Source organism: Sinorhizobium fredii USDA 205, assembly GCF_001461695.1.
Taxonomy (GTDB): Bacteria; Pseudomonadota; Alphaproteobacteria; order Rhizobiales; family Rhizobiaceae; genus Sinorhizobium; species Sinorhizobium fredii.
The window spans coordinates 84,209-110,342 of the sequence record NZ_AUTC01000110.1 but is presented as its reverse complement, the minus strand read 5'-3'; the positions used below and the strand labels follow the sequence as shown (position 1 = coordinate 110,342).

Genomic DNA, 26,134 nt, shown 5'->3' with positions numbered 1-26,134 from the left:
GAATCGTGCATGAAGATTGCAATCCTCGGCGGTGATGGTTTTGTCGGCTGGCCCACCGCGTTGCATCTGTCCGATGCGGGCCATGACATCCATATTCTCGACAATCTGTCCCGCCGCTGGATCGACACCGAGCTCGGCGTGCAATCCTTGACGCCGATGGATTCCATTCAGGAGCGCACCCGCATCTGGCACGCCGAGACAGGCCGGCGCATCCATTTCAACCTGATCGACCTCGCCCGCGACTACGAGCTGCTGAAGAAGTGGCTTGCCGAACATCGCCCCGACGCCATCGTGCATTTCGCCGAGCAGCGTGCCGCGCCCTACTCCATGAAGAGCGACCGGCACAAGAACTACACCGTCAACAACAACGTCAACGCCACGCATAATCTGCTGAACGCGCTGGTCGAACTCGACCTCGACGCCCATCTCGTGCATCTCGGCACAATGGGCGTCTACGGCTATTCGACGATCGGCGCGGCGATTCCCGAGGGATATCTGCCGGTGGGCGTCGAGACGATGGACGGCGAGACGGTCAGCCAAGAGATCCTCTACCCGTCCAATCCGGGCTCGATCTACCACATGACCAAGTGCCTCGATCAGTTGCTCTTCCAGTTCTACGCGAAGAATGACGGGCTTCGGATCACCGACCTGCACCAGGGCATCGTCTGGGGCACCCATACGGGACAGACGCGGCGGCATCCGCAGCTCATCAACCGCTTCGACTACGATGGCGACTACGGCACGGTGCTCAACCGCTTCCTGATCCAGGCGGCGATCGGCTATCCGCTGACGGTCCACGGCAGCGGTGGCCAGACCCGCGCCTTCATTCACATCCAGGATTCGGTGCGCTGCATCGAGCTCGCGCTCAACAACCCGCCGGCGCGCGGCAGCCGCGTCGAGATCTTCAACCAGATGACCGAGACGCACCGCATCCGCGACCTAGCCGAGATGATCGCGCGGATGACCGGCTCGAAGATCGCCTGGTTGCCGAACCCGCGCAAGGAAGCGGCCGAGAACGATCTCGTCGTGCATAACGAGAAGTTTTTGGCGCTCGGACTCGATCCGATCCGGCTCGAAGACGGGCTGCTTTCGGAGATCGTCGACGTGGCGAAGAAATTCGCCTATCGGGTCGACCGCTCGCGGGTGCCGGCCGTCTCCGCCTGGACGAAGGACATCGCCTCCCTGATCAACCATGATCCGGAGGGCAAGCGGCTGAAATCCGTCTCATGAACCCCGCCGTCGCCAATCCGGAAGAATTGGGGCCGTCATCCCCGGCGGCGGCGCACCAGGCCTTCGTCACGCTCGTCACCAATGCCGACTACGCTCTCGGCGCAAAGGCCCTGTTGCGGTCGATCCGCCTGACGCGGACGCCAGCGGATATCGTCGTGCTCTACACCGGCGGGGTGGATGCCGCCGCGCTCGATCCGCTCACCGAATTCGACTGCCGCCTGATCGGAACCGAGCTGCTGCCGCTCTCGGACGAATTCAATGCCCGGCATGCGCGTCGCAACGTCCACGAGAAGGCGCCCTTCACCAAAGGCCGGAAACCCGACTTCCACTCGCCGCTCGACAATTTCTGCAAGCTCCGGCTCTGGCAGCTCGTCGAATATGAGAGTTGCATCTTCATCGACGCCGACGCGATCGTGCTGCGCAATATCGACAGGCTCTTCCTCTATCCGGAGTTTTCCGCCGCACCGAATGTCTACGAGAGCCTCGCCGATTTTCACCGGCTGAACTCAGGTGTCTTCGTCGCGAAACCGTCGCTTGAGACCTTCGAGAACATGCTTGCGGCCCTCGACGCACCGGGTGCCTTCTGGCCGCGCACCGACCAGACCTTCCTCCAGACTTTCTTCCCCGACTGGCATGGCCTGCCTGTGATGATGAACATGCTGCAATATGTCTGGTTCAACCTGCCGGCGCTGTGGGATTGGCAGTCGATCGGCGTCTTGCATTATCAGTATGAAAAACCGTGGGAGAAGGACCATCCGCGGGTGGAACAGCTGCGGCCGCTGATCGATCTCTGGCATGCCTATCTGGCAGGCGAAAATATCCCCGACGTCGCTATGCTCGCCAATCCGGCCCAGCAAGCCGATCCCGCCTCGCCATGACCCGCGTCCTGGTCTCCGGCGGCACCGGCTTCGTCGGCCGTTTCATCGTCGAGCACCTGCTTGCAAGCGGCTACGAGGTCACCGTCGGCGGCCGCTCGCGACCGTCGGAGAGTTTCTTCTCACAGCCGGTTTCCTACGTGCCGCTGCAGCTCGATACGGACGCCGAGCAGATCGCCGCCTTCGACAATATCTCCTATTTCGTCCACGCCGCCTTCGAGCATGTCGAGGGCAAATACCGCGGCGGCGAAGGGGATGACCCGGAGGGCTTTAGCCGCGCCAATCTCGACGGGTCGGTCCGGCTGTTTGAGGCGGCACGCATCACCGGCGTGCGTCGCTGCCTTTTCCTGTCGAGCCGCGCCGTCTACGGCAAGAGCGTGTCGAGCGTCGTCGACGAGACCTCGCCAACCGAGCCCGACACGCTCTATGGCGCGGTGAAGCTCGCCGCCGAAGACGCCTTGAAGTCGGTCGCCGGCCATGAATTCGTCACCGCCAGCCTGCGCGTCACCGGCGTCTATGGCCCCGCCGGCCCTGGCCGGCAGCACAAATGGAGCGGCCTTTTTGCCGACTACCTCGCCGGTCGGCCAATCGCGCCGCGCGTCGGCACGGAAGTGCATGGCGACGACGTCGCCGCGGCCGTACGCCTCATGCTGGAAGCCGATCCGGCGAAGATTTCCGGACAGGTTTTCAACGTCTCGGACGTGCTGACCGGCAATCGCGAGATTCTTTCCATTCTTCAGGCGGCAACCGGCTGCCCACACCCTCTGCCGGCGGTGGTCGAGAGGGGCGATTTCAAGGAGATGTCCACCGAGAAGCTGCGCGCGCTCGGTTGGATTCCCGGCGGAAGCAGACGGCTTGCGGCGACGATCAGGGAACTGGCGGAGGTAGCTAAATAAGTCATGGCGGCGATAGCCCTCTCCCCGCACGCTGGGCGAGGGGACCGGTAGTCCGGCGCTCAAGCCTTCTCACCTCGCTCGCGTCACACTGGCGGAACGATAGGTCGCCGCCACCTTCTCCCCATCAGAATGGGGAGAAGGTGGCGGCAGCCGGATGAGGGGCAATTCGGGCAAATCTGATCACGTCTATCCAAGATCGACCACGACAATCTCGGGCGGGACACCGAAGCGGATCGGTGCGACAGAGCAGCCAAGCCCTCCCGAGACGATCAGATTGCGCTCTTCCTCGACGATGTGGCCGTAGGCATATCGGTCGCCATAGCTCGACGGCACCATCGGAGCGTGGCCGAGGAACCGCACCTGGCCGCCATGGGTATGGCCCGACAACGTCAGCGCCATACGCGACGGCACGCGCGGGAAGATGTCCGGCTCATGCGCTAGCAGAATGGCAGGGGCCGTGTCGGTGATTTGCGCAAGCGTGCCGTCGAGATCATCGAGCCCCTGCAGATGTTTGCGTTTCCACTTCTTACCCGCTATCAGGGCGCGCTGGTCCTCGAGGCCCGCCAGCCAGAAGCCCTGACCGTCCTTCTCCAACCGCACCGCCTGGTTGCTGTAGACTTTGATGCCGACGTCCTGAAGCGCCCTATGTCCGAACGTCGTTCCGCCGCCATTTCTTTGTGCGGTCTTGTCTTCCCACCAGTCGTGATTGCCCATGATGGCATGTACGCCGAGCGGCGCCGACAGCGTCGCGAGCGCCTTAGACCATTCGCGGGAGTGAACATAGCGGCTCACGAAGTTCATGCCGGCCGCATAGTCGCCGAGCAACACGGTGATGTCGCCACCGAGATCGTTGGCCTGGCGGCAGATCGAGGCGATGCGGTTTGCGGACATCCAGGGTTCGCAGGCATGGATGTCGGCGAGTGCCACGATGCGCAGCTTCAACCCGGGCGTCCAGCCGGGCGGCGTCAGCGCGTAGCGGGTCACGTTCAGCCGGGCCAGCGGCTCAAAGGCAAAGGCATAGCCGCCGAGTGCCACAGCGCTGGCGAAACCACCGCCGATCAGTTTCAACAATCCGCGGCGGGTGATCATGTCTATTCGTCCTCGAGCGTCAGCCGGAACTGTGACGCCTCGACATCCTTCGGCGGATTGAGGCCCAGATGTTTCCAGGCATTTGCCGTCAGGACACGGCCGCGCGGCGTGCGCTGGATGAAGCCCTGCTGGATCAGGTAGGGCTCGATGATGTCCTCGATCGCGTCGCGCGGCTCGGAAAGCCCCGCCGCGATCGTCTCGATGCCGACCGGTCCGCCACCGAAATTGTGGGCGATCATCGTCAGATAGCGGCGGTCGAGCTGGTCGAGCCCCATACTGTCGACCAGCAATCGGGTCAGTGCCTCGTCGGCGATCTGCCGGGTCACCGCCTCGGCACGCGCCACCTCGGCGAAGTCGCGCACCCGCCGCAACAGGCGGCCGGCGATGCGCGGCGTGCCGCGGGCGCGGCGGGCGATTTCACGCGCCCCCTCGTCAGTCATGCCGAGGTCCATCAGCCGCGCGCCGCGGCGGACAATCAGCTCCAGTTCCTCGACCGTGTAGAAATTGAGCCGCACCGGAATGCCGAAGCGATCGCGGAGCGGCGTCGTCAAGAGGCCGAGGCGCGTCGTCGCTGCCACCAGCGTGAATTTCGCGAGGTCGATCTTCACCGAGCGCGCCGCCGGCCCCTCGCCGATGATCAGGTCGAGCTGGAAATCCTCCATGGCCGGATAGAGGATTTCCTCGACCGCCGGGTTCAGCCGGTGGATTTCGTCGATGAACAGCACGTCGCGCTCTTCGAGATTGGTGAGCAGCGCCGCGAGATCGCCGGCCTTGACAATGACCGGGCCCGAGGTGGAACGAAAATTGACGCCGAGCTCCTTGGCCATGATCTGCGCCAACGTCGTCTTGCCGAGGCCGGGTGGTCCGACGAAGAGCACATGATCGAGCGCCTCGCCGCGGTTGCGCGCCGCCTCGATGAAGATCTTGAGATTGGCGCGCGCCTCCGCCTGGCCGGTAAACTCGTCGAGCGACTGCGGGCGCAGTGTGGCGTCGAGGTCCTCGCCCCGCTTCTCCGGCGCAATCAGGCGTGCGGCTTCAGTCATTTCAAACTTCCGTTGCGGGGCAGATCGCGCAGTCGCCCGACGTCTTGGCGCGTCTCAACCATAGTGCGAGGACGGCGGCCAATCCAGAGCGATCGCTTCACGTGCTTCTCACTCCGATGCCATTGTGGCTGCAGGATGGCTTGCCCTCACCGCGCCAGCTCCTTCAGCCCGAGACGGATCAGCTTGGCGCTGTCGCCCCCCTCGCCGCCATTCTTCAACGCTGCTGCCACGGCGTTCGCCGCCTGGTCGCGCGAATAGCCGAGATTGGTGAGCGCCGACACCGCGTCGGAAACCGGCGCAGACGCCACCCCCTCACCCAGTTCCTGCTTGAGACCGATCGATGCGGACATCTCGCCGGCAAAGGCCGGTGCCTTGTTCTTCAGCTCCGTGACGATCCGCACCGCCACCTTCGGTCCGACGCCGGGAGCGCGCGCCACCGACGTCTTGTCCTGCAGTGCGATGGCATTGGCGAGCTCGCCGGGCGTCAGCGTCGAAAGCAGCGCCAGCGCCACCTTGGAGCCCACCCCCTGGACGGTCTGCAGCAGCCGGAACCATTCCCGCTCGAGCGCCGACAGGAAGCCGAAAAGCTTCAACTGGTCTTCGCGGACGTAGGTCTCGATGAAGAGCACCGCGGCTTCGCCGGCAGAGCCAAGCTTGGCGAGCGTGCGCGCCGAGCAATAGGCGACATAACCGACCCCGTGGACGTCGAGAACGACAAAGTCCTCGCCGATTTCGTCGATGGTGCCCTTGAGCTTGCCGATCATCTGCTGTCCGTCTTTCTGCGTTCTGAAACACGAGCTGTTCCTGCACACCCCCGTGCAGGTCGAGGTGCGCTCCACCCCCTCTGGCCTGCCGGCCATCGCCCCCACAAGGGGGGAGAGGAGATGTGGCACGATCTGCGTTTCGACTGAAGGGTTCCGCTTGCTAAAGCGTTTCGGTGGGAGCGTGGGGCAAGCCGCATGTATTCTCCCCCCTTGTGGGGGAGATGGCCGGCAGGCCAGAGGGGGTTAGACCTCGTCACCATCCTTCCGCTCCCACTGTCTCCCTACCCCGCAAGCGCCGCGAGGCGGCTCGTCACCGTCTGGCGGTTATGCGCATGGCAGATGGCAATAGCAAGCGCGTCGGCCGCGTCATTGCCTTTGAACTCGGCCTTCGGCATCAGCACCTTCAGCATCATATGGATTTGCTGTTTTTCGCCATGGCCGACGCCGATGACGGCCTTCTTGACGGCGTTCGGCGCATATTCGGCGACCCTCAGGCCCGCGCGTGCCGGAACCAGCATGGCGATGCCGCGCGCCTGGCCGAGCTTCAACGTCGCCGTCGCATCCTTGTTGACGAAAGTCTGCTCCACGGCCGCCTCGTGCGGCTGGTAGCCATGCACCACCTCGGCGAGCCCGTCGTGCAACTGGCAGAGCCGCGAGGCCAGGTCCATCTCGCCGTCGGAGGTCACCGTGCCCGAAGCGACGAAGCGCAGCGAATTGCCGAGCGTCTCGATGATGCCCCAGCCGGTGCGTCTCAGGCCCGGATCGATGCCGATGATGCGAATCGTAGTCTGCATGGCTCACCCTATGTCGGTCGACCGGACGCTGCCAGCAAAAAGTGAACAAAACAAAAACATTACACAGAAACGCCGAGCCTTCGAATAAAACCGCTGGCCCGCTCTTGGTCTTAGGAAACTTGAACCTACATTGCGATGGATCAATTTCATTTAATTGAAGGCGTTGCGATGATCCCCTTCTCCGTTCTCGACCTGTCACCGATCACCGAGGGCGGCAGCGTCGCCCAATCGCTGGAAAACTCGCGCCGGCTTGCACTTGCGGCGGAGAAGAATGGCTACAAGCGCTTCTGGCTGGCCGAGCATCACGGCATGAAGGGCATTGCCAGCGCCGCGACGTCAATCGTCATTTCGCATGTGGCAGCGGCGACAAAGAGCATCCGCGTCGGTTCCGGCGGCATCATGCTTCCCAACCATTCGCCGCTGGTCATTGCCGAGCAATTCGGGACGCTCGCGGCCCTCTACCCCGGGCGCATCGATCTCGGCCTCGGCCGCGCACCCGGAACCGACATGCGGACGGCGCAGGCGCTCCGGCGCAACATGGAAGCGAGCTCCAACAATTTCCCCAACGATGTGGTGGAACTGCAGGCGCTGCTCGGCCCCGTCAGCGAAGACCAGAAAATCATCGCCGTTCCCGGCGCCGATTCGAACGTGCCGATCTGGCTGCTCGGCTCCAGCCACTTCAGCGCCCATCTCGCCGGCATGCTCGGCCTTCCCTTCGCCTTCGCCTCGCACTTCGCGCCGGATATGCTGCTTTCGGCGCTGGAGATCTACCGGGAGCGCTTCACGCCGTCGCCGCAGCTCGACAAGCCGCATGTGATGGTCGGCGTCATGGGCGTCGCCGCTGACACGGACGAGGAGGCGAACTATCTCTTCACCTCGATGCAGCAGTCCTTCGTGGCGCTTCGCCGCAATGCGCGCGGCCGCTTCCCGCCGCCCGTCCAGTCGATGGACGGTCTGTGGGCCCCGGACGAAAAGATCTTCGTCGACCACGCCATGCGCTATGCGGTCGTTGGCGGTCCCGAAACCATCCGTCGCAAGATTGCATCCTTCGTCGATCTCACCAAGGCCGACGAGCTGATCGTCTCCATGCCGATCTTCGACATGGACAAGCGACTGCACTCGCTGGAGCTGTTCGCCGAGGCGCAACGGTCTCTTGCCGCCGCCGCCTGACAACAAAAGACCCGCAACGCTTCACGCGACGCGGGTCTGTAGCCTTGCAGAATGTCGCGTCAGGCCGACAGCTTGGCCAGGACCTCGTCGGAGACTTCGAAGTTCGAATAGACGTTCTGTACGTCGTCGTCGTCTTCGAGGTTGTCGATCAGCTTCATCAGCGACTGGACCTTTTCCTCGTCGACCGGCACGGTGTTCTGCGGCTTCCAGATCGCCTTGACGGTTTCGGCTTCGCCAAGCACGCCTTCGAGCGCTTTCGAAACATCGCCGATTTCTTCGAAACCGCAGAGGATGGTGTGGCTCTCCTCGTCCGTCGTCACGTCGTCGGCACCCGATTCGATCGCCGCTTCCATCACCTTGTCGGCGTCGCCGGCGGAAAGCGTGTAGGTGATTTCGCCGACACGATCGAAGGAGAAGGAGACCGAACCGGTTTCACCGAGTGCGCCGCCCGCCTTGGTGAACATCGAGCGGACGTTGGAGGCGGTGCGGTTGCGGTTGTCGGTCAGCGCCTCGACGATGACGGCGACGCCGCCCGGGCCATAGCCCTCGTAGCGCACTTCCTCGTAGTTCTCCGCATCGCCGCCGGCGGCCTTCTTGACGGCGCGCTCGATATTATCCTTCGGCATCGATTGTGCCTTGGCGTTCTGGATCGCCAGCCGCAGGCGCGGATTCATCGCCGGGTCGGGCATGCCGGACTTCGCCGCGACGGTGATTTCGCGCGCGAGCTTGGAAAACATTTTGGAGCGCACCGCATCCTGACGGCCCTTGCGGTGCATGATGTTCTTGAACTGTGAATGGCCAGCCATGACGCCCTCTGCATGGATGAATTTGTTGGGATCGGGCGCCTTATAGTTTCATTGCCGCTTTTCGTCCAGCAGGGGCCGTCTTTTCGGCACGCGGAAATCCGCGCACCTGCAACGCCTCCAGAGAGCCCGGGCACGACAGGTATCAGACGCCCTGAAGGACGTGGATCAGCGGCTTGCTCGGCAGCGTGCGCAGGGAAACGTTGATGCTCGGACCGGTGGCGAAGCTCTTGTCGTAGTCGTCGCCGAACATCGCCAGAAAATCGCCGATCGGCGGGCCGCGCCGGTGCATCGGCAGGATCAGCGCGGCGCGCAGCCGCGAGGTGACGCGGCTCATGCTTTTTGCGCCCATGGTCAGGCCACCGTCGACCGGCACCATCAAGACGTCAAGCCGGCCGATCTGCCGGTAATGGCTGTCGTCGAGCTCGTGGTGCAGGTGGCCGAGATGACCGATGCAGAGGCCCGCGACCTCGAAGATGAAGATCGAATTGCCGTCGGGCTCCATGCCCTCGAAACCGGAGCGGATGTCGGTCGTCACGTTGCGGACATAGGTGTCGCCGACGACAAGGTCGTAGTCAGCCGGCTCGCCGTCCTCGCCCCAACCATGCAGCACGTAACGGATCGCCGGATCGGGCGTCAGCGTATAGTGGCTCGAATGGGCCTTGTTCATGGTCACCACGGTCGGCGGCGCCGCGGGCCGGAACCAGCCGTTGTAGTCGGTGGCGATCGAGATGCCGCCGGGGGTTTCGATCAGGAAGGTCGAATGGCCGAGATAGGTGATGGTGACGTCGCGTTCCGCCGCTGCCGCGACGGGTGCGACCTCAGGCGCCGCGAAGCTGGCGAAGGTTGCCTTCGGCACGGCTTCGGCGATCGCCTGGCATTGGCTGATCGGGGCGGACGCGTCCTGCGCATGGGCCGGTTCCGGCCAAAGCGTATGGATGAACCAGATGGCGACGAGCGCGTAGGCAAGGTAACGCACCAGCATCCTTCACCTCTCAGGCGCAGTTTCAGGGCGGGATGAGGAGCAGCCAGGCGGCCTTCCCTCCCGTATTCCCCTCCAACGACCAGGATCGGCCCGCAGGATCATTCAAGCGCGCCGCGCCGTCCATAAACAAACGGCCGCCCGCCGCTCACAATCGTGTCATTGCACCGGTTCCGGCTACTCCGCCGGCGCGCCCGCGGCCTTTGGCAACGCCGCAGGCTTGCGGCGGAGTGAGCGCAGCGTCACGTAGAAGACCGGCGTCAGGAACAGCCCGAGGAAAGTGACGCCCAGCATGCCGGCAAAGACCGCCGTGCCGAGAGACTGACGCATTTCGGCGCCGGGACCGGTGGCGATCACCAGTGGAACCACGCCGAGAATGAAGGCGAAGGCGGTCATCAGGATCGGGCGCAGCCGCAGCCGGCTTGCCTCGATTGCCGCCTCGATCGGCGACTTGCCCTCCTCCTCGCCCTGGCGCGCGAATTCGACGATCAGGATCGCATTCTTCGCCGCAAGGCCGATCAGCACGATGAGGCCGATCTGCGTCAGGACGTTGTTGTCCATTCCCCGGAGCGAAACGCCGATAAGGGCGGCCAGAACGGCAAGCGGCACGATCAGGATGATCGCCAGCGGCAGGACCCAGCTCTCGTATTGGGCGGCAAGCGCCAGGAAGACGAAGATCACCGACAGCGCGAAGATGAACGCGGCCGTGTTGCCGGTCTGGCGCTCCTGGAAGGCAAGCTCGGTCCACTCGAAGGTCGTTCCCTGCGGCAGGATCTGCGCGGCGAGCGACTCCATCTTGTCGAGCGCCGTACCGGTCGCAACCCCCGGCGCCGGATTGCCCTGAATGGGCACCGAGACATACATGTTGTAGCGCTGCACGAGCGCGGGTCCGCTGGTGTCGCGGATCTCGACGAGCGTGCCGAGCGGCACCAGTGCGCCCGACGCGGAACGCACCTTCAGCGCAAGGATGTCGTCGCGCTCGACGCGATATTCCTGGTCGGCCTGGGCGCGCACCTGGTAGACGCGGCCGAATGCGTTGAAATCGTTGACGTAGGACGTGCCGAGGTTGATCGACAGCGTCTCGAAGATATTGGGGATCGGCACGTTCAGCGCCCGCGCCTTGTCGCGGTCGATCGCCAGGAAGAATTGCGGGCTCGAGGCCGAGAAGGTGGTGAAGACGCCCGTCAATCCTTCGGTCTGGTTGGCCGCCCCCATCATCTGGAATGCGAGCCCAAGCACGCGACGCATGTCGGCGCTCTGGCGGTCCATGATCTGCATCTTGAAGCCGCCCGAATTGCCGATGCCGCGCACCGACGGCGGCGGCACGGCGATGATGAAGGCCTCCTGGATGCTCTGCATGGCGCCGAAGATCTGGCCGATGATCTGCGTGGCACTTTGGCCGTGTTCGAGCCGCTCGTCGAAGCTGTCGAAGGGCGTGAAGATGACGCCCGAATTCGAGGCATTGGTGAAAGTCGCTCCGTTGAAGCCGGCAAAAGCGACGGCGTCCCTCACCCCCGGAACTTCGCGGATCATCGCCGATGCCCGCTGGACGACGGCGTCCGTCCGCTCGAGCGAGGCGCCGTCGGGGAGCTGGATGACGACGATCGCGTAGCCCTGGTCCATCGTCGGGATGAAGCCGCGCGGCACGACCTGCGCCATGTACCAGGTGGCCCCGAGCAGGGCGACGAAGACCAGGAGGGCGGCGGCGAGCGCCACTCGCGTCTGGACAAGGCGGCGCACCACCCAGCCATAGCCGTCGGCCATGCGGTCGAAGCCGCTGTTGAAGCCATTGGCAAGCGCCCGGCCGAAGCGGGTCACCGGATTGCGGCTTTCATGTTCGTGATCGTCATGCGGTCGCAGCAGGATGGCCGCAAGCGCCGGCGACAAGGTCAGCGAATTGATGGCCGAGATCACCGTCGCGACCGCGATCGTCACGGCGAACTGCAGGTAGAACTGGCCAGCGATGCCCGGAATGAAGGCGGTCGGCACGAAGACGGCGGTGAGAACGAGCGAGATGGCAATGACCGCCGCGCCGACTTCATCCATGGTTACATGCGCCGCCTCCCGCGGCGCCATGCCCTGCGCCAGATTGCGCTCGACATTCTCGACGACGACGATCGCATCGTCGACCACGATGCCGATCGCCAGCACCAGCCCGAAGAGGGTCAGCATGTTGAGGGAGAAGCCGAAGGCGAAGAGCAGCGCGAATGTGCCGATCAGCGACACCGGAATGGCGACGATCGGAATGATCGCGGTGCGCCAGGATTGGAGGAAGACGATGACCACCAGCGCGACGAGGATCACCGCCTCGGCGATCGTCATGTAGACCTCGTCGATCGATTCCGAGATGAATTCGGTCGGGTTGTAGATGATCCTGTATTCGAGTCCCTCGGGAAAGTCCCTGGAAAGGTCGGCCATCTCGCCTGGATCGCGTCCGCCGCCGCAAGCGCATTGGTGCCGGGGCGCGAGAAGATGCCAAGCGCGACGGCCGGACTGCCGTTCAGGTAACTGTTTGTCACATATTCGCGCGCTCCGAGCTCGACGCGAGCGACGTCCTGCAACTGCACGAGCCTGCCATCCTCGGTAGCCTTGACGATCACATAGCGAAATTGCCGGGCGTCACTGAAGCGGCCGTCGGTGGTGACGGTATATTGAAAGGCGCTGTCGCCCGACATCGGCGGACCGCCGATCGAGCCGCCGGAGACCTGGACGTTCTGCTGGCGCAACGCCTCGACGACGTCGCCGGACGTCATGCCGTAGGCGGAGAGTTTCTGCGGGTCGAGCCAGACACGAAGCGCATACTCGCGCTCGCCGAACAGGATGACGTCGCCGACGCCGTCGAGACGGACGAGCAGGTCGCGAATGCGGGTGCGCGCGTAATTGGAGACATAGAGCTGGTCGTAACGGTCGTTCGGCGACAGCAGGTGAACGACCATCATCAGGTCGGGCGAGCTCTTGGTCGTGGTGACCCCGATGCGCCGGACATCCTCCGGCAGGCGCGGCTCGGCAATCGAGACGCGGTTCTGCACGAGCACCTGCGCCTGGTCGAGGTCCGTGCCGAGCTTGAAGGTGATCGTCAGCGACATCGAACCGTCGGCGGTCGAGTACGAGGACATGTAGAGCATGTTCTCGACGCCGTTGATTTCCTGTTCGAGCGGGGTCGCGACCGTATTGGCGACGGTCTCCGCATCCGCTCCCGGATAGGAGGCCCTGACGACGATGGTGGGCGGTGCGATTTCCGGATATTGCGCCACCGGCAGCTGGAAATAGGCGATGCCGCCGACGATCAAGAGGACGATCGACAGAACCGAAGCAAAGATCGGCCGATCGACGAAGAAATGCGCAAACCTCATTGGGCACTCTCCGCCGATTGCGCCGCTTCCTGCGGCAGCACGACGAGTTCCGGCTTCACCTTGACGCCGGGCCGCGCCCGCATGATCCCGTTGACGATAATCGTCTCCTCTCCGGTCAGACCGCTGCGGATGACCCGGTAGCCATGCAGCCGCGGCCCAAGGCGCACGGGCTTGGTGGCGACGCTTCCGTCCTCGCCGACCACATAGACGACGCGTTCGTTCTGGTCGGCGGCGATTGCCTCATCGGGAATGAGGATCGCCTGGTAGGTGTTCGACCCCTCGACCTCGACGCGCCCGAAAAGGCCTGGCTGCAGAGTGAAGTTCGGGTTGGGGAAGCGGGCGCGCAGGCGCATCGTACCCGTTTGGGTGTCGACCCTGTTCTCGGAGAAGTCGAGCTTGCCTTCGAATGGCGCTTCCGTGGCGTCGGCGATCGTCACCAGCACCGAGAGCGCGCCCGCGCCCTCCTGCAGCGCGCTGCCACGTTCGCGGGCGGTGCGCGCGTAGGAAAGCAGCCGCCGCTCGTCGACGTCGAAATAGAAATCGATCGGATCGAGCGAGACGATCGTCGTCAACACGGTCTCGTCCGCCTGGACAAGGTTGCCGGGCGAAATCCAGCGCCGGTCGACGCGGCCGCTGAGCGGCGCGGTGATGGTGGTGTATTCGAGATCAAGCTTGGCCCGATCGACGGCCGCCTCGGCGCCACGAATATTCGCCTGCGCAGCAAGCAGCGCGCGGCGGTCGTCGTCGAGTTTGGAAATCGAAAGCGTGCCGGTGCCGGTCAGGGACTCGGTTCGCTTGAACTGCGCTTCGGTGAAGCCGAGCGTTGACTGTGCCGAGGCAAGCGACGCCTCCGCCTGGGAAAGAGCCAGGCGGAAAGGCCGTTGGTCGATGACGAAGAGCTTGTCGCCCTTGTTCACCAAGGCGCCGTCGGTAAAGAACACCTGGTCCAGATAGCCGCCGACACGCGAACGGACCGAAACCTCGTCCACCGCCTGGAACCGCCCGATGAACTCATCGGCATCGATGACGTCCCGCACCACCGGCTTGGCGACGGTCACCGCCGGCAGTTGCGCGTCCTGCGCCCCCGCCGGGGTCGAAACGAGAAGAGAGATGGAAATGCCGACGATCGCCGGCAGACGCCACTTTCGCAACATGCACGCTCTCCAGGCACTTGAACATCAAGATCGCCCGGCGCCGGTTGGATTGATCCAGTTGCCGTGGCGACAGTCTCGAGCCCGGGGCATTCGCCTCCGGGTAGCGCCAGAGCGGGGAAGAAGAAAGTGTGCAGCGGGTTACCCGCACGCATTCGCTCTGGTTTCTAGATTGACATGGAAACTTGCGAATAGCGGCCGCTCGATACGGCTCTGATTTTGCGCGCTAACCTGCCACCATTTTCAAAGCCTGTCACTGAAAAAAAGCGGCCCGCAGAAGCGCAAGAAGGCGGGACTGCGGCCGCTTCGGACTGAAGCACATGCAGGCAAATCGGCCGAAAACCCTCGACGCTTAGGCCCAGAATTCCGGGATCGTTTCACTAAGCCGGGGACCGAGCCGGAGCGGCGCGATCTTCTCGGCAAGACCCGTGCGGTCGGAGACCTCGACGCCGACGCCGCAGATCGTGGCGGGACCGGAAGCCGCCTCGAACCGGCCCTTGGGCATCTTGGAGATGAAACGGTTGAGCGGCTCTTCCTTGTCCATGCCGAGCGACGAATCGTAGTCGCCGCACATGCCGGCGTCGCTGATATAGCCCGTTCCGCCGTTCAGGATCTGGTGATCGGCGGTCGGCACATGGGTATGCGTGCCGACCACGAGGCTGGCGCGCCCGTCGACGAAATGGCCGAAGCACTGCTTTTCGCTCGTCGCCTCGGCGTGAAAGTCGAAGACGACGGCATCGGCCTGTTCTCCGAGCGGGCAGGCCTCGAGGATCGCCTCGGCGCACTTGAACGGGTCGTCGAGCTCCGGATGCATGAAGACCCGGCCCATGACATTGGCGACCAGCACGCGGGCGCCGTTGCGAGCGAAGAACAGGTTGGAGCCGCGACCCGGCGTGCCGGCCGGGTAGTTGGCCGGGCGCAGGAACTGGTCGTGCCGCTCGCAGAAGACGACGGCCTCCTTCTGGTCCCAGACATGGTTGCCGGTCGTCACCACGTCGGCTCCGGCGCTGATCGTCTCCAGGAAGATATCCTCGGTGATGCCGAAGCCGCCGGCGGCGTTCTCGCCGTTGACGACGACGAAATCGAGCTTGAGATCGCTCACCAGTCCCGGGAGGCGCTCCCAGACCGCCGTGCGGCCCGTCTTGCCAACCATATCTCCCAGAAACAGAAGTCGCATGCCGTTCAATCCCGCTCGAAGTGACGAAAACCGCTCTCGGTCAACACGGCGTCCAGCGCCACGTCATGCGGTTCTGCCGGCACTGATGCCACTTCCTGGCAGTCGAATGCAATCCCGATCAGGCGCGGCATGTGGCCTTTGCCGCGCAACCGGTTGATCGCACGGTCATAATAACCGGCACCATAGCCGATACGATGGCCGACTGCATCGAAGGCGGAAAGCGGCACCAACATGATATCCGGATCGAGCTCCGGCGCTCCCGGCCCCGGACCCGTCGTCCCGAAGCCGGTCTCGACCACCGCCACGCCGTCGGCAAGCTCGCGAAACACGATGGTCTTCTTGTCGAGGATCACCGGCAGGCAAAGTCTTGCACCGCGGTCCTTGAGCCGCACCATCAGCGGCCGGATGTCCGCCTCCGAACGGATCGGCCAAAAGCCCGAAACGACATGGCCGGGATCCAGCGCGATGATGTCGGCGGCATGATCCGCCATGGCGAGGCTCGCCTCGATACGCGCTTCCGCCGGCATGGCGTCCCGCATGCCCAGACGTTCCTTCCGCAATGCGGCCTTCAAGTCCTTCGGTGACATCAAGTGTCCCTTTCCGGCAAACCGTTCGTAACGGGCAACGAGGTAGTGCAGATCGCAGGCGAACTGAACCCGTGTCCCCGTCGCTTTTGCAACATTTCGCGACAGTCCTCCACCCTTCCCATATCGAAACAGCATTAACCCGGCCTTCACCTTTTGCCACGGTTCGGCTTCGCCAGGCGCACTGCGCGTGCAATTAGCTTCATGATTTCAAAAGATAGGAAGAGTTGCGATCCGGCGATTTGCCGGAGGCTCTCGAAGGATAGGCCGTGTCCATGACGGACAGGATCGACCAGCTCGGCCCCCTTGAATTGCGCTGCCTCTGCCTGGCGGCGCGTGGCCGGACGCGCCTGGAGATGGTGCGCGAAACCGACATTCCGATGGAACGGATCGACCAGGCCCTGGAAGCGGCGATACGCAAGCTCAAGGCGAACAATCTGGCCGAAGCCGTTTTCCGCGCTGCCAGGCTTGACCTTCTCTCATAGCATCCAGTGTGAATGCCGGACCGGGTCCGGCCACCAGCCCGTCAGCGGACGCTCGATATCGGCGAGGCCCGCGTCGTCGATGAGATGTGGATCGCAGCGGTCGATGACCCGCGCCCAATAGGCCTCGATCGCGTGGCGCAATCGGAAATGTTCAACGGCCGCCCTCAACGGGGAGGATTGCCGGGGAGTGGGAGATGCAGGCACAACCAGCACAGGCATGACGGGCCTCGAGAAGATAGAGCAACCGATCTTCCGCCTTCCCTTGACATGAGACAAACAAATTGCGAACATAGCTATCATCAGATTTTCTTATGACGTCCCATGTCCCTTCCGCTCGACAGCGACCTGCTCAGAACCTTCCTCGCGGTTGCCGATACGGGCAACCTGACGCGGGCCGCCGATACCGTTCGACGTACCCAATCGGCCGTCAGCATGCAGATCAAGAAGCTCGAGGACCTGCTGGGCTTCGCGCTGTTCGAGCGTCATTCCCGCGGCGTCGTGCTGACGGCTGAGGGCCGGCGCCTCGTCGACAATGCGCGGCGGATCGTTGCGCTGCTCGACGACACGGCGGCGGCCCTCCGCCAGCCCGCTCTGCAAGGCTCCGTCCGCATCGGGATATCGGAGGAGTACATCAACTCTACCCTGCCGAAGGCGCTCGGCGCCTTTGCCGCCATACACCCGAACGTCGAGGTGACGGTGCAGCAGGGACATTCGATGTCCAACCTGACATCGCTCGATGCCGGCGAGATCGACATCGCCGTCGTCTTCGAGCCGGGCGGGCGAACCAGAAACGAAGTCCTGATGGTCGACCCTACGGTATGGTCAACCTCCGACCAGCACGGCACGCATGAGCGGCGGCCGGTACCGATCGCAACCTATACCCACTATGAGGGCGGGTGGTGCGATGACCTGGCGATGCGCAGTCTGAAGAAGCGGGGCATAGCAAGCCGCGTCGCCTATGTTAGCCGCACCAGCAGCGGCCTGATCGCCGCGGTCGTATCGGGCCTCGCCATCGCTCCGATGTCGCGCAGCGCCATACCCGCCGGCTGCCGCGAACTGACCGAAGACGACGGCTTCGGCATCATCGACATGTCGAACGTCGTCTTGCGCACCAAGCCGGATCATCGCTCCCCGACGATCGACGCGATGGCCGACGCCATTCGTCGCGCCTTTCGGGGTATCGACTGAAAAGGAAGGAGTGCGATCCACGACGACCGGTGGATTGTTTACGATCCCGGGTGCCTACAAAGTAGGTGGGTACCGTGTGTCCAGACCCACGGGTCCGGACAGGGACAGTTCCCTTGAGATCGTGTATGGCCCCGGGGATTGTGGTTCCTGTCGGGAAGCGCAGATCGCCCCGCAGATATAGAACGTCCTGACGGCTTTCGCCAGAGCGGGTTCTACGGAAAAATACGCTCAAATCGACATTTCGACGTCCGGGAGGCAGGGCGCGCTCAATTTGCCGGGGCGACCGGGCGGCCGTTGAGCTTGGCGGTGATATCTTGGATCTGCGCCGTGACCTCAGCCAAGGCCGAGGCAAGCGCCTCCTCGCCTCTCGCCTGATCGGAAAGGTCTGTGTCTCGACTGTCTTTCAGGTTGCCGACCTCGGCCTCGAGGTTCTTCAGCCGCCGATTGACCTCGCTCAGCTCGTCCATGACCATGATGCCCGCCATCACGGTCAGCCGCAGGTCGCCGATTTCGCCGAACTGTCCCTTGAGATGGCCGACATATTGATCGAACCGGGTGGCGAGGTCGCTCAAGTGATCCTCCTGCCCTTCCTCGCAGGCCATGCGATAGGCCTTGCCGTCGATCGTCACCGTCACCTGTGCCATGCTTCAAGAACCTCAGCGATCCAGCACTGCCCGAATGGTCTCCATCGCCGTCACGAGACGACGGGATACCTCGCGATTGACCTCTTCCAGTCGATTGGCCCGGAACTGCGATTGGTCGAGTTCCTGCGCCAGCCGCGACCGGTCCGTATTGACCCGGCGCACCTCGCCCTCGAACTCGCTCACGTCCTTTTCCTTGTCAAAGCGGCCGTCGATTGCGATTTCAAGAGACTGAACCGCGTTTCGCAATTCCTCGATCGCCGCATTGACCGTCTTTGCAGGCATCTCTTTCGAAACCTCTCCAGAGGGGTGAGAAAGGCGAGCGCCCTCTCATTGCCCTAAACAAGGTGCAGAGCCGATCCGTCGCTTGAACGTGTCTCGCTCCGCGCTCCGAATCGACCGGCGTTCCGGGCGCCTCGGATAGTCCTTTTTAAACCCATTCCGTAAGGCTCAACAATGGCGGCTTCGCCAATTGCACCCTGCAAGCTGTGGATCGCCGATTTTATCTGCTGGTGATATGCTTGCGGGCACGATCCCATGGCCCAGGCAGGATCGCAAAAAGGTCGCCGCCACGGCACCGGAAGGCCTGTATTTGTTGACTCGGGCGGCGCACCTGCTATGTGTTCGGCCGCTTCTCATACGGTCTTTGGAGGATAGAGACCGTCCCCTGACCACCGAACTCAAACGGAACAGTCATGATCTCTCGCGAAAAACACGACCGGATGGCGAATGCAATCCGTTTCCTCTCCATGGACGCCGTCGAGAAGGCAAATTCCGGCCACCCTGGTCTCCCGATGGGGGCGGCCGACATAGCAACGGTTCTCTTCACCCGCTACCTGAGCTTCGACCCGAAGAACCCCGCCTGGCCGAACCGCGACCGCTTCGTGCTGTCGGCCGGCCACGGCTCGATGCTGCTCTATTCGCTGCTCTACTTGACCGGCTACGAAGACATCACCATCGACGAGATCAAGAATTTCCGCCAGCTCGGCTCGAAGACGGCAGGCCATCCGGAATACGGCCATGCCGCCGGCATCGAGACAACGACCGGACCGCTCGGACAGGGCATTGCCAACGCCGTCGGCATGGCGCTCGCCGAGGGCAAGCTGCGCGACGAGTTCGGCAGCGACCTCATCGAGCACTATACCTATGCGATCGCCGGCGACGGCTGCCTGATGGAAGGCATCAGCCAGGAAGCCATCGCGCTTGCCGGCCATCTGAAGCTCAACAAGCTTATCGTCTTCTGGGACGATAACAACATCTCGATCGACGGGCCGATCTCGATCGCCGACTCGACCGACCAGCACGCCCGCTTCCGTGCTTCCAAGTGGCACACGATCGCCGTCGACGGCCATGATCCGGAGGCGATCGCCGCCGCGATCGAGGAAGCGCAGAAATCCGACAAGCCGACGATGATCGCCTGCAAGACCGTCATCGGCTTCGGCGCCCCGAACAAGGCCGGCACCCACAAGGTGCATGGCTCGCCGCTCGGCGCCGAGGAGATCGCCGCGACCCGCAAGGCGCTCGGTTGGGAAGCCGAAGCCTTCACTGTTCCCTCCGACGTGCTCGATGCCTGGCGCCTTGCCGGCCAGCGCTCGGTGGAGACCCGCAAGGCATGGGAGACAAACCTCCAGGCCGCCGAGAGGAAGGCTGAATTTGTGCGCCGCTTCTCCGGCGAGCTGGAAGCCGGGCTCGCCCCGGCGATCAGCGCCTACAAGCAGAAGCTCGCCGAGACCAAGCCGTCGCCGGCCACTCGCAAGGCTTCCGAGGATGCGCTGGAAGTCATCAATGGCGTGCTCAACGAGACGATCGGCGGCTCGGCCGACCTGACCGGCTCCAACAACACCAAGACCAGCCAGACCCATTCGATCACGCCGGACAACTTCTCCGGACGTTACGTCCACTACGGCGTCCGCGAGCACGGCATGGCTGCCGCCATGAACGGCATGGCGCTGCATGGCGGCGTGATCCCCTATTCCGGCGGCTTCCTGATCTTCTCGGATTATTGCCGTCCGTCGATCCGCCTTGCCGCCCTGATGGGCATCCGCGTCATCCACGTCCTGACCCACGATTCCATCGGTCTCGGCGAGGATGGCCCGACGCACCAGCCGGTCGAGCATCTGGCCGCACTGCGCGCCATCCCCAACCTCCTGGTGTTCCGCCCGGCCGACGCGACGGAAACGGCCGAATGCTGGCAGCTGGCGCTGGAAAGCAAGAAGCGCCCGTCCGCCATCGCGCTGACGCGCCAGAACCTGATGGCGGTGCGCACCGAATACAAGGAAGAGAACCTCTGCGCCCGCGGTGCCTATGACCTGATCCCGGCGAGCGACGCCAAGGTGACGATCTTCGCCACCGGCTCGGAAGTCGAAATCGCCGTCAAGGCGAGCGATGCGCTGACGGAGAAGGGCATCGCGACGCGTGTCGTTTCCGTGCCCTGCATCGAGCTTTTCGCCGAACAGAGCGACGACTATCAGCAGGCGATCATCGGCAATTCGCCGGTCAAGATCGCCATCGAAGCCGGCGTCCGCCAGGGTTGGGATCACATCATCGGCAGCGACGGCACCTTCGTCGGCATGTCGAGCTTCGGTGCTTCCGGTCCCTACAAGGAGCTCTACAAGCACTTCGGCATCACGCCGGAAGCGGTTGTCGCGGCCGCCGAAGCCAAGCTGTCCTGATCAAGCCGGAGGGCGCCGCTGTGGCGCCCTTCATTCGTTTACCCACGCCATCCTGATAGGGAGAGACCCGACATGACAGTGAAAGTCGCCATCAACGGTTTCGGCCGCATCGGCCGCAACGTGCTTCGCGCCATCGTCGAATCCGGCCGCACGGATATCGAAGTCGTCGCGATCAACGACCTCGGCCCGGTCGAGACCAACGCCCACCTGCTGCGCTTCGATTCCATCCATGGCCGCTTCCCGGCCGACGTGAAGGTCGAAGGTGATACGATCGTCATCAACAATGGCAAGCCGATCAAGGTGACCGCCGTCCGCAATCCGGCCGAACTGCCGCACAAGGACCTCGGCGTCGACATCGCGATGGAATGCACCGGCATCTTCACCGCGCGCGACAAGGCGGCCGCCCATCTCGAAGCCGGCGCCAAGCGCGTCATCGTCTCGGCACCGGCCGACGGCGCCGACCTGACCGTCGTCTACGGCGTCAACCACGACAAGCTGACGAAGGATCACCTCGTCATCTCCAACGCATCCTGCACGACCAACTGCCTTGCACCGGTCGCCAAGGTGCTGAACGACGCCATCGGCATCGACCATGGCATGATGACGACGATCCACTCCTATACGAACGACCAGCCGTCGCTCGACCAGATGCACAAGGACCTCTACCGGGCCCGTGCTGCGGCGCTGTCGATGATCCCGACCTCGACCGGCGCGGCCAAGGCCGTCGGCCTCGTGCTGCCGGAGCTCAAGGGCAAGCTCGACGGCTTCGCCATGCGGGTGCCGACCCCGAACGTCTCGGTCGTCGACCTCAAGTTCGTCGCCAAGCGCGACACGTCCAAGGAAGAGATCAACGCGGCGATCAAGGCAGCCGCCGACGGCCCGCTCAAGGGCATTCTCGGCTATACGCTCGCCCCGAACGTCTCGATCGACTTCAACCATGATCCGCATTCCTCGGTCTTCCACATGGATCAGACCAAGGTGATGGAAGGCAAGTTCGTCTCGATCCTCACCTGGTACGACAACGAATGGGGCTTCTCGAACCGTATGTCGGATACGGCGGTCGCCCTCAGCAAGCTGCTCTAAGACGATGTTCCGGGCCCTTTCCTCAACGACGGTGCGCTGGCGACCGCTCGAGGGGGAAGGGCTCGAACATCTGACGATCCGGCCCCTCGACGCCTCCGTCGGCGCGGCCATCCGCGCCGAAAGCGTGCTGATCGGCGAGCGCGGCGGGACCGCCTACGGGGTTCGCTATCGCATCGATTGCGATGCCGGCTGGCGCGTCACGTCCTTCGTCATCGAGACGACGGACGGGCGCCGGCTTCACCTGCTCTCCGACGGCGGCGGCCACTGGCGCACGGCCGAGGGCGTCGCCCTCCCCCGTTTCGACGGCTGCATCGATATCGACCTCGCCGGCACGCCATTCACCAATACGCTGCCGATACGCCGTCTGGATCTCACGCGTGCCTCCGGCACCGCGAAGCTCAGGATGCTCTACGTGCCGTTCGACAGCTTCGAGCCGACCGTCGACGGTCAGCACTACACCAGCATCGAGGACGGCAAGCTCTATCGCTATCAGGCGGAAGATCGCAGCTTCACTGCCGACCTGCCGGTGGACGAGGATGGACTCGTCACCGACTATCCCACCCTGTTTCAGAGACTATCACTGGAGACGAACTGATGACTTTCAAGACCCTTGACGATCTGACCGACATCGCCGGCAAGCGCGTGCTGGTGCGCGTCGATCTCAACGTTCCGGTCAAGGACGGCCAGGTGACCGACACCACCCGCATCGAGCGCGTGGCGCCGACCATCCGAGAACTCTCCGAAAAGGGCGCCAAGGTCATCCTGCTTGCCCATTTCGGCCGTCCGAAGGGCGAGCCGGTCGCCGACATGTCGCTGAAGGCGATCGCCTCCGCCGTCGAGGAAATCCTTGACCAGCGCGTCCACTTCGCCGCCGATTGCATCGGCGACAAGGCCGCCAACGCGATCGCCGAAATGAATGACGGCGACGTGCTCCTCCTCGAAAACACCCGCTTCCACAAGGGTGAGGAAAAGAACGATCCGGCCTTCGTCACGGCACTCGCCGCCAACGGCGACATCTATGTGAACGACGCCTTCTCGGCCGCGCATCGCGCCCATGCCTCGACCGAGGGGCTGGCGCAGCATCTCCCCGCCTATGCCGGCCGCACCATGCAGGCCGAACTCGAGGCGCTCGAAAAGGGCCTCGGCAATCCGAAGCGTCCGGTCGTCGCCATCGTCGGCGGCGCCAAGGTATCGACCAAGATCGACCTCCTGCAGAACCTCGTGAAGAAGGTCGACGCCCTCGTTATCGGCGGTGGCATGGCCAACACTTTCCTGGCAGCGCAGGGTATCAACGTCGGCAAGTCGCTCTGCGAGCACGATCTTGCCGAGACGGCAAAGTCGATCATTGCCGCGGCGGCCGCGGCCGGTTGCGCCATCGTGCTTCCGGAAGACGGCGTAGTTGCTCGCGAGTTCAAGGCCGGCGCCGACAACGAGGTCGTCGACATCAAGGCGATCCCGGCCGACGCCATGGTCCTCGATGTCGGTCCGAAGTCCGTGACTGCCATCAACGACTGGATCTCGCGTGCCGAGACCCTCGTCTGGAACGGTCCGCTCGGCGCCTTTGAAATCGCACCCTTCGACAAGGCGACGGCGGCTGCCGCCAAGCACGCGGCCGCCCGGACCCGCCAAGGCTCGCTCGTCTCGGTCGCCGGCGGCGGCGATACCGTGGCGGCCCTTAACCACGCCGAGGTCGCCGACGATTTCACCTATGTTTCCACCGCCGGCGGCGCCTTCCTCGAATGGATGGAGGGCAAGCCGCTGCCGGGCGTCGATATCCTCCATCAACAGAAGTAACAGCACGCTCACCGACCCAGGCAAATTGATAGGCCTGGGTCGGCGACAAAAATAATTATGATATTTCAAACGATTAAAATTATTTAAATCGTTTTAGCCGATTTTACTGCCATTTTCCCGCACAGTATCTTCTGTTATCGCGCCCTCGTTCGGCGTCGCGAAGGATGCCTTTTCGCGGCCTTCAGACCGAAACAGTTCTTGCGCTGCCCCTGAGGCTCGGCGTTGTGTGTAGGAGAAAAAGATGAGCGAAAGACTGGAAGATATTGCGGTTGCCATGGTCGCCAACGGCCGGGGCCTGCTCGCTGCCGACGAGTCGACCGCAACGATCAAGAAGCGCTTCGACAGCATTGGGCTGGAGTCCACCGAGGACGCGCGCCGCGACTATCGCGAGATGCTGCTGCGCTCGGATGAAGCGATGCGCAACTATATCTCCGGCGTCATTCTCTATGAGGAAACCCTGTTCCAGAAGGCGGCCGACGGCACGCCGCTCGTCGACATCATCAAGAACGCCGGCTCGATCCCCGGCATCAAGGTCGACACGGGCGCCAAGCCGCTGCCGCATTTCCCCAGCGAGACGATCACCGAGGGCCTCGACGGCCTCGCCGCCCGCCTCGCCAAATACTACGAAGCCGGTGCCCGCTTCGCCAAGTGGCGTGGCGTCATCGCCGTCTCCGGCGCCCTGCCGAGCTTCGGCGCGATCAAGGCCAACGCCCATGCTTTGGCCCGCTACGCGACGCTCTGCCAGGAGGCCGGGATCGTGCCGATCGTCGAGCCGGAAGTGCTGATGGACGGCACTCCGGGCGACCACTCGATCGATCGGGCCGAAGAAGTAACCGAATGGGTACTGCGCACCGTCTTCGAGGAACTCGGCGACCTGCGTGTGAAGCTCGAAGGCATGATCCTGAAGCCGAGCATGGTGATCGACGGCAAGAAGGCCCGCAAGGCCCCGGTCGAAGAGATTGCCGAACGCACCATCAAGGTGCTGAAGCGCACCGTGCCGGCCGCCGTGCCCGGCATCGCCTTCCTGTCCGGCGGCCAGTCGACGGAAGAAGCGACCGCGCATCTCTCCGCCATGAACACGACGCACGACCTGCCCTGGAAGCTGACCTTCTCCTACGGCCGCGCCCTGCAGCAGGAAGCGCTGAATGCCTGGAATGGCAAGCCGGAGAACGTCGCCGCCGGCCAGCGCGCCTTCACGCATCGCGCCAAGATGTGCAGCCTCGCCGCCAAGGGCAGCTGGAAGAAGGATCTCGAACAAGCCGCTTGAGCGGTCCGAAATTAAAGGGGAGCGAGGAGAAGGCCCGGCGGCAGCGATGTCGCCGGGCCTTTGATTTCAAAGGGGGCAATTGTCAGGGAGACAAGTTTGCTGTTTCAGCCAAGCCGACAACGTTCTTACATCAGTGCCATCTCCGATTGCCCAGAGGCCTCCATGAATACCGTCTCCTATGTCACCGTCGACGTCTTCACCGCCGAGCGCTTTGCCGGAAACCAGCTTGCCGTCATCCCGGATGCGCGGGGCTTGAGCGACGATGAGATGCAGGCGATCGCCGTCGAATTCGGCTATTCCGAAGTCACATTCGTCCTGCCGCCCGACGATCCGGCGAACACCGCCCGGGTGCGCATTTTCACGCCCGTGGCCGAAGTGCCCTTTGCCGGACACCCGAATGTCGGTACCGCCTTCGTGCTCGGCCGGCAGCAGGAAATCTTCGGCAGGAAGCCCGGCGACAAGCTGCGGTTCGAAGAGAATGCGGGCCTCGTCGAGGTCGCTCTCCTCAGGAAAGAGGGCGCCATCACCGGAGCCCGCATCGTCGCTCCCCGGCCACTCGCCATCGGACCCGTCATCGACGCCGCGACGGTCGCCGCCTGCGCCTCGCTTCAGCCGGAGGACGTCAGCGAGCGCAGTCACGCGCCGGTCCGCATCTCGGTCGGCCTCGCCTTTGCCGCCGCCGAACTCAGGGATGTCGGCACCCTGTCGAATGCGCGGCCCAACGTCAGCGCCTTCCATGAAGCGAACGCCCGCTACCCACTCGCCGACGACAGCTTCAGCCTGTTTCTCTACGCGCGCACGCCCGAGCGCCCCTGGCAGATCCGGGCACGCATGTTTGCGCCGCTCGACAACGTCATCGAGGACCCGGCGACCGGCAGCGCCTCGGCCGCACTCGGCGCCTATCTCGTTTCGCTCCTTCCGCAGGCCGATGCCGATATTGAGATTACCATCGAGCAGGGCGTCGAGATGGGCCGCCGCAGCCTCATAGATGTCGCCGTCAGCAAGAAGGACGGTACAGTTCGCGAGGTCAGCGTCGCGGGCGATTGCGTGATGGTGATGCGCGGGTCGATCGAGGTCTGAGCCTATCGCGGGC

The 26,134-nt window shown here is 63.8% G+C and carries 24 protein-coding genes, 1 other RNA gene and 1 pseudogene; 12 read left to right on the top strand and 14 right to left on the bottom strand.

The window, feature by feature from the left end:
- Positions 1–9: 9 nt before the first annotated feature.
- From N181_RS11595 to N181_RS11585, 3 genes are read left to right on the top strand one after another with little or no spacing between them, the layout of a single operon-like run.
- A complete protein-coding gene (locus N181_RS11595) occupies positions 10–1,230 on the top strand; it encodes an NAD-dependent epimerase/dehydratase family protein (protein ID WP_037393649.1) in 1,221 nt (406 codons plus the stop codon).
- A complete protein-coding gene (locus tag N181_RS11590) occupies positions 1,227–2,108 on the top strand; it encodes a glycosyltransferase (protein ID WP_014329713.1) in 882 nt (293 codons plus the stop codon). The genes N181_RS11595 and N181_RS11590 overlap by 4 nt, the downstream gene beginning before the upstream one ends.
- Positions 2,105–3,001: an NAD-dependent epimerase/dehydratase family protein gene (locus tag N181_RS11585; RefSeq protein WP_037393647.1), complete on the top strand. Its 897-nt coding sequence runs from the start codon at positions 2,105–2,107 to the stop codon at positions 2,999–3,001. The genes N181_RS11590 and N181_RS11585 overlap by 4 nt, the downstream gene beginning before the upstream one ends.
- A 186-nt stretch (positions 3,002–3,187) precedes the next feature.
- Here N181_RS11585 and N181_RS11580 read toward each other — a convergent pair whose 3' ends face one another.
- From N181_RS11580 to ruvC, 4 genes are all read right to left on the bottom strand, one after another.
- A complete protein-coding gene (locus N181_RS11580) occupies positions 3,188–4,090 on the bottom strand; it encodes a metallophosphoesterase (RefSeq protein ID WP_014329715.1) in 903 nt (300 codons plus the stop codon).
- A gap of 2 nt (positions 4,091–4,092) precedes the next feature.
- Positions 4,093–5,133: a Holliday junction branch migration DNA helicase RuvB gene (gene ruvB, locus N181_RS11575; protein ID WP_060563390.1), complete on the bottom strand. Its 1,041-nt coding sequence runs from the start codon at positions 5,131–5,133 to the stop codon at positions 4,093–4,095.
- 146 nt (positions 5,134–5,279) lie between these two features.
- Positions 5,280–5,897 (bottom strand): Holliday junction branch migration protein RuvA, encoded by a 618-nt coding sequence (ruvA, locus tag N181_RS11570; RefSeq protein ID WP_037393643.1) that lies wholly within the window; start codon positions 5,895–5,897, stop codon positions 5,280–5,282.
- A 281-nt stretch (positions 5,898–6,178) separates the two neighbouring features.
- Positions 6,179–6,691 carry a crossover junction endodeoxyribonuclease RuvC gene (ruvC, locus tag N181_RS11565; RefSeq protein ID WP_037435225.1) on the bottom strand — a complete coding sequence of 171 codons (513 nt, stop codon included), beginning with the start codon at positions 6,689–6,691 and terminating at the stop codon, positions 6,179–6,181.
- A gap of 168 nt (positions 6,692–6,859) precedes the next feature.
- On the opposite strand from ruvC, the gene N181_RS11560 reads away from it, so the two are divergent.
- The gene (locus N181_RS11560) at positions 6,860–7,861 is read left to right on the top strand and encodes an LLM class flavin-dependent oxidoreductase (protein WP_037393661.1); all 1,002 of its coding nucleotides are present in this window, start codon (positions 6,860–6,862) and stop codon (positions 7,859–7,861) included.
- A gap of 59 nt (positions 7,862–7,920) precedes the next feature.
- Here the strand turns inward: N181_RS11560 and N181_RS11555 are convergent, their stop codons facing one another.
- The 6 genes and pseudogenes from N181_RS11555 to N181_RS11530 form a co-directional block, all read right to left on the bottom strand.
- Positions 7,921–8,667 (bottom strand): YebC/PmpR family DNA-binding transcriptional regulator, encoded by a 747-nt coding sequence (locus tag N181_RS11555; RefSeq protein WP_037393639.1) that lies wholly within the window; start codon positions 8,665–8,667, stop codon positions 7,921–7,923.
- Between the two features lie 142 nt (positions 8,668–8,809).
- Positions 8,810–9,649 carry an MBL fold metallo-hydrolase gene (locus tag N181_RS11550; protein WP_037393637.1) on the bottom strand — a complete coding sequence of 280 codons (840 nt, stop codon included), beginning with the start codon at positions 9,647–9,649 and terminating at the stop codon, positions 8,810–8,812.
- Between the two features lie 174 nt (positions 9,650–9,823).
- Positions 9,824–12,999: pseudogene (locus N181_RS11545) on the bottom strand (efflux RND transporter permease subunit).
- The gene (locus N181_RS11540) at positions 12,996–14,153 is read right to left on the bottom strand and encodes an efflux RND transporter periplasmic adaptor subunit (protein WP_014329723.1); all 1,158 of its coding nucleotides are present in this window, start codon (positions 14,151–14,153) and stop codon (positions 12,996–12,998) included. Before N181_RS11540 ends, N181_RS11545 begins: the two are co-directional and overlap by 4 nt.
- 349 nt (positions 14,154–14,502) lie before the next feature.
- Complete coding sequence (locus N181_RS11535; protein ID WP_014329724.1) at positions 14,503–15,327, bottom strand: TIGR00282 family metallophosphoesterase; 825 nt, start codon at positions 15,325–15,327, stop codon at positions 14,503–14,505.
- A 5-nt stretch (positions 15,328–15,332) separates the two neighbouring features.
- Positions 15,333–15,914 carry a 5-formyltetrahydrofolate cyclo-ligase gene (locus tag N181_RS11530; protein WP_037393633.1) on the bottom strand — a complete coding sequence of 194 codons (582 nt, stop codon included), beginning with the start codon at positions 15,912–15,914 and terminating at the stop codon, positions 15,333–15,335.
- Between the two features lie 272 nt (positions 15,915–16,186).
- On the opposite strand from N181_RS11530, the gene N181_RS11525 reads away from it, so the two are divergent.
- Positions 16,187–16,396, top strand: coding sequence for a hypothetical protein (locus tag N181_RS11525; RefSeq protein WP_014329726.1), 210 nt, complete (start codon positions 16,187–16,189; stop codon positions 16,394–16,396).
- Here the strand turns inward: N181_RS11525 and N181_RS33075 are convergent.
- Positions 16,391–16,615 carry a hypothetical protein gene (locus tag N181_RS33075; protein WP_141322203.1) on the bottom strand — a complete coding sequence of 75 codons (225 nt, stop codon included), beginning with the start codon at positions 16,613–16,615 and terminating at the stop codon, positions 16,391–16,393. The genes N181_RS11525 and N181_RS33075 overlap by 6 nt on opposite strands.
- A gap of 102 nt (positions 16,616–16,717) precedes the next feature.
- Here N181_RS33075 and N181_RS11520 point away from each other — a divergent pair, with 102 nt between their 5' ends.
- A complete protein-coding gene (locus N181_RS11520) occupies positions 16,718–17,584 on the top strand; it encodes a LysR family transcriptional regulator (protein ID WP_060563389.1) in 867 nt (288 codons plus the stop codon).
- Between the two features lie 10 nt (positions 17,585–17,594).
- Here N181_RS11520 and ssrS read toward each other — a convergent pair.
- The 3 genes from ssrS to N181_RS11505 all read right to left on the bottom strand — a co-directional run bounded on the left by ssrS (position 17,595) and on the right by N181_RS11505 (position 18,510).
- A non-coding RNA gene (gene ssrS / locus N181_RS11515) (6S RNA) lies at positions 17,595–17,753 on the bottom strand.
- Positions 17,754–17,850: 97 nt separating this feature from the next.
- Positions 17,851–18,228, bottom strand: coding sequence for a cell division protein ZapA (locus N181_RS11510; protein ID WP_014329728.1), 378 nt, complete (start codon positions 18,226–18,228; stop codon positions 17,851–17,853).
- Between the two features lie 12 nt (positions 18,229–18,240).
- Entirely contained in the window at positions 18,241–18,510 is a 270-nt protein-coding gene (locus N181_RS11505) for a DUF4164 domain-containing protein (protein ID WP_012709307.1), read from the bottom strand.
- Between the two features lie 410 nt (positions 18,511–18,920).
- Here N181_RS11505 and tkt point away from each other — a divergent pair, with 410 nt between their 5' ends.
- The 6 genes from tkt to N181_RS11475 all read left to right on the top strand — a co-directional run bounded on the left by tkt (position 18,921) and on the right by N181_RS11475 (position 26,121).
- Complete coding sequence (gene tkt, locus N181_RS11500; protein WP_037393622.1) at positions 18,921–20,897, top strand: transketolase; 1,977 nt, start codon at positions 18,921–18,923, stop codon at positions 20,895–20,897.
- Positions 20,898–20,969: 72 nt separating this feature from the next.
- Positions 20,970–21,980 carry a type I glyceraldehyde-3-phosphate dehydrogenase gene (gene gap, locus N181_RS11495; RefSeq protein ID WP_037393620.1) on the top strand — a complete coding sequence of 337 codons (1,011 nt, stop codon included), beginning with the start codon at positions 20,970–20,972 and terminating at the stop codon, positions 21,978–21,980.
- Between the two features lie 4 nt (positions 21,981–21,984).
- A complete protein-coding gene (locus N181_RS11490) occupies positions 21,985–22,575 on the top strand; it encodes a putative glycolipid-binding domain-containing protein (protein ID WP_037393618.1) in 591 nt (196 codons plus the stop codon).
- The gene (locus N181_RS11485) at positions 22,575–23,774 is read left to right on the top strand and encodes a phosphoglycerate kinase (protein WP_037393616.1); all 1,200 of its coding nucleotides are present in this window, start codon (positions 22,575–22,577) and stop codon (positions 23,772–23,774) included. The genes N181_RS11490 and N181_RS11485 overlap by 1 nt, the downstream gene beginning before the upstream one ends.
- A gap of 241 nt (positions 23,775–24,015) precedes the next feature.
- The gene (locus N181_RS11480; protein ID WP_037393614.1) at positions 24,016–25,041 is read left to right on the top strand and encodes a class I fructose-bisphosphate aldolase; all 1,026 of its coding nucleotides are present in this window, start codon (positions 24,016–24,018) and stop codon (positions 25,039–25,041) included.
- Positions 25,042–25,203: 162 nt separating this feature from the next.
- Entirely contained in the window at positions 25,204–26,121 is a 918-nt protein-coding gene (locus tag N181_RS11475; protein ID WP_037393613.1) for a PhzF family phenazine biosynthesis protein, read from the top strand.
- Positions 26,122–26,134 lie beyond the last annotated feature (13 nt).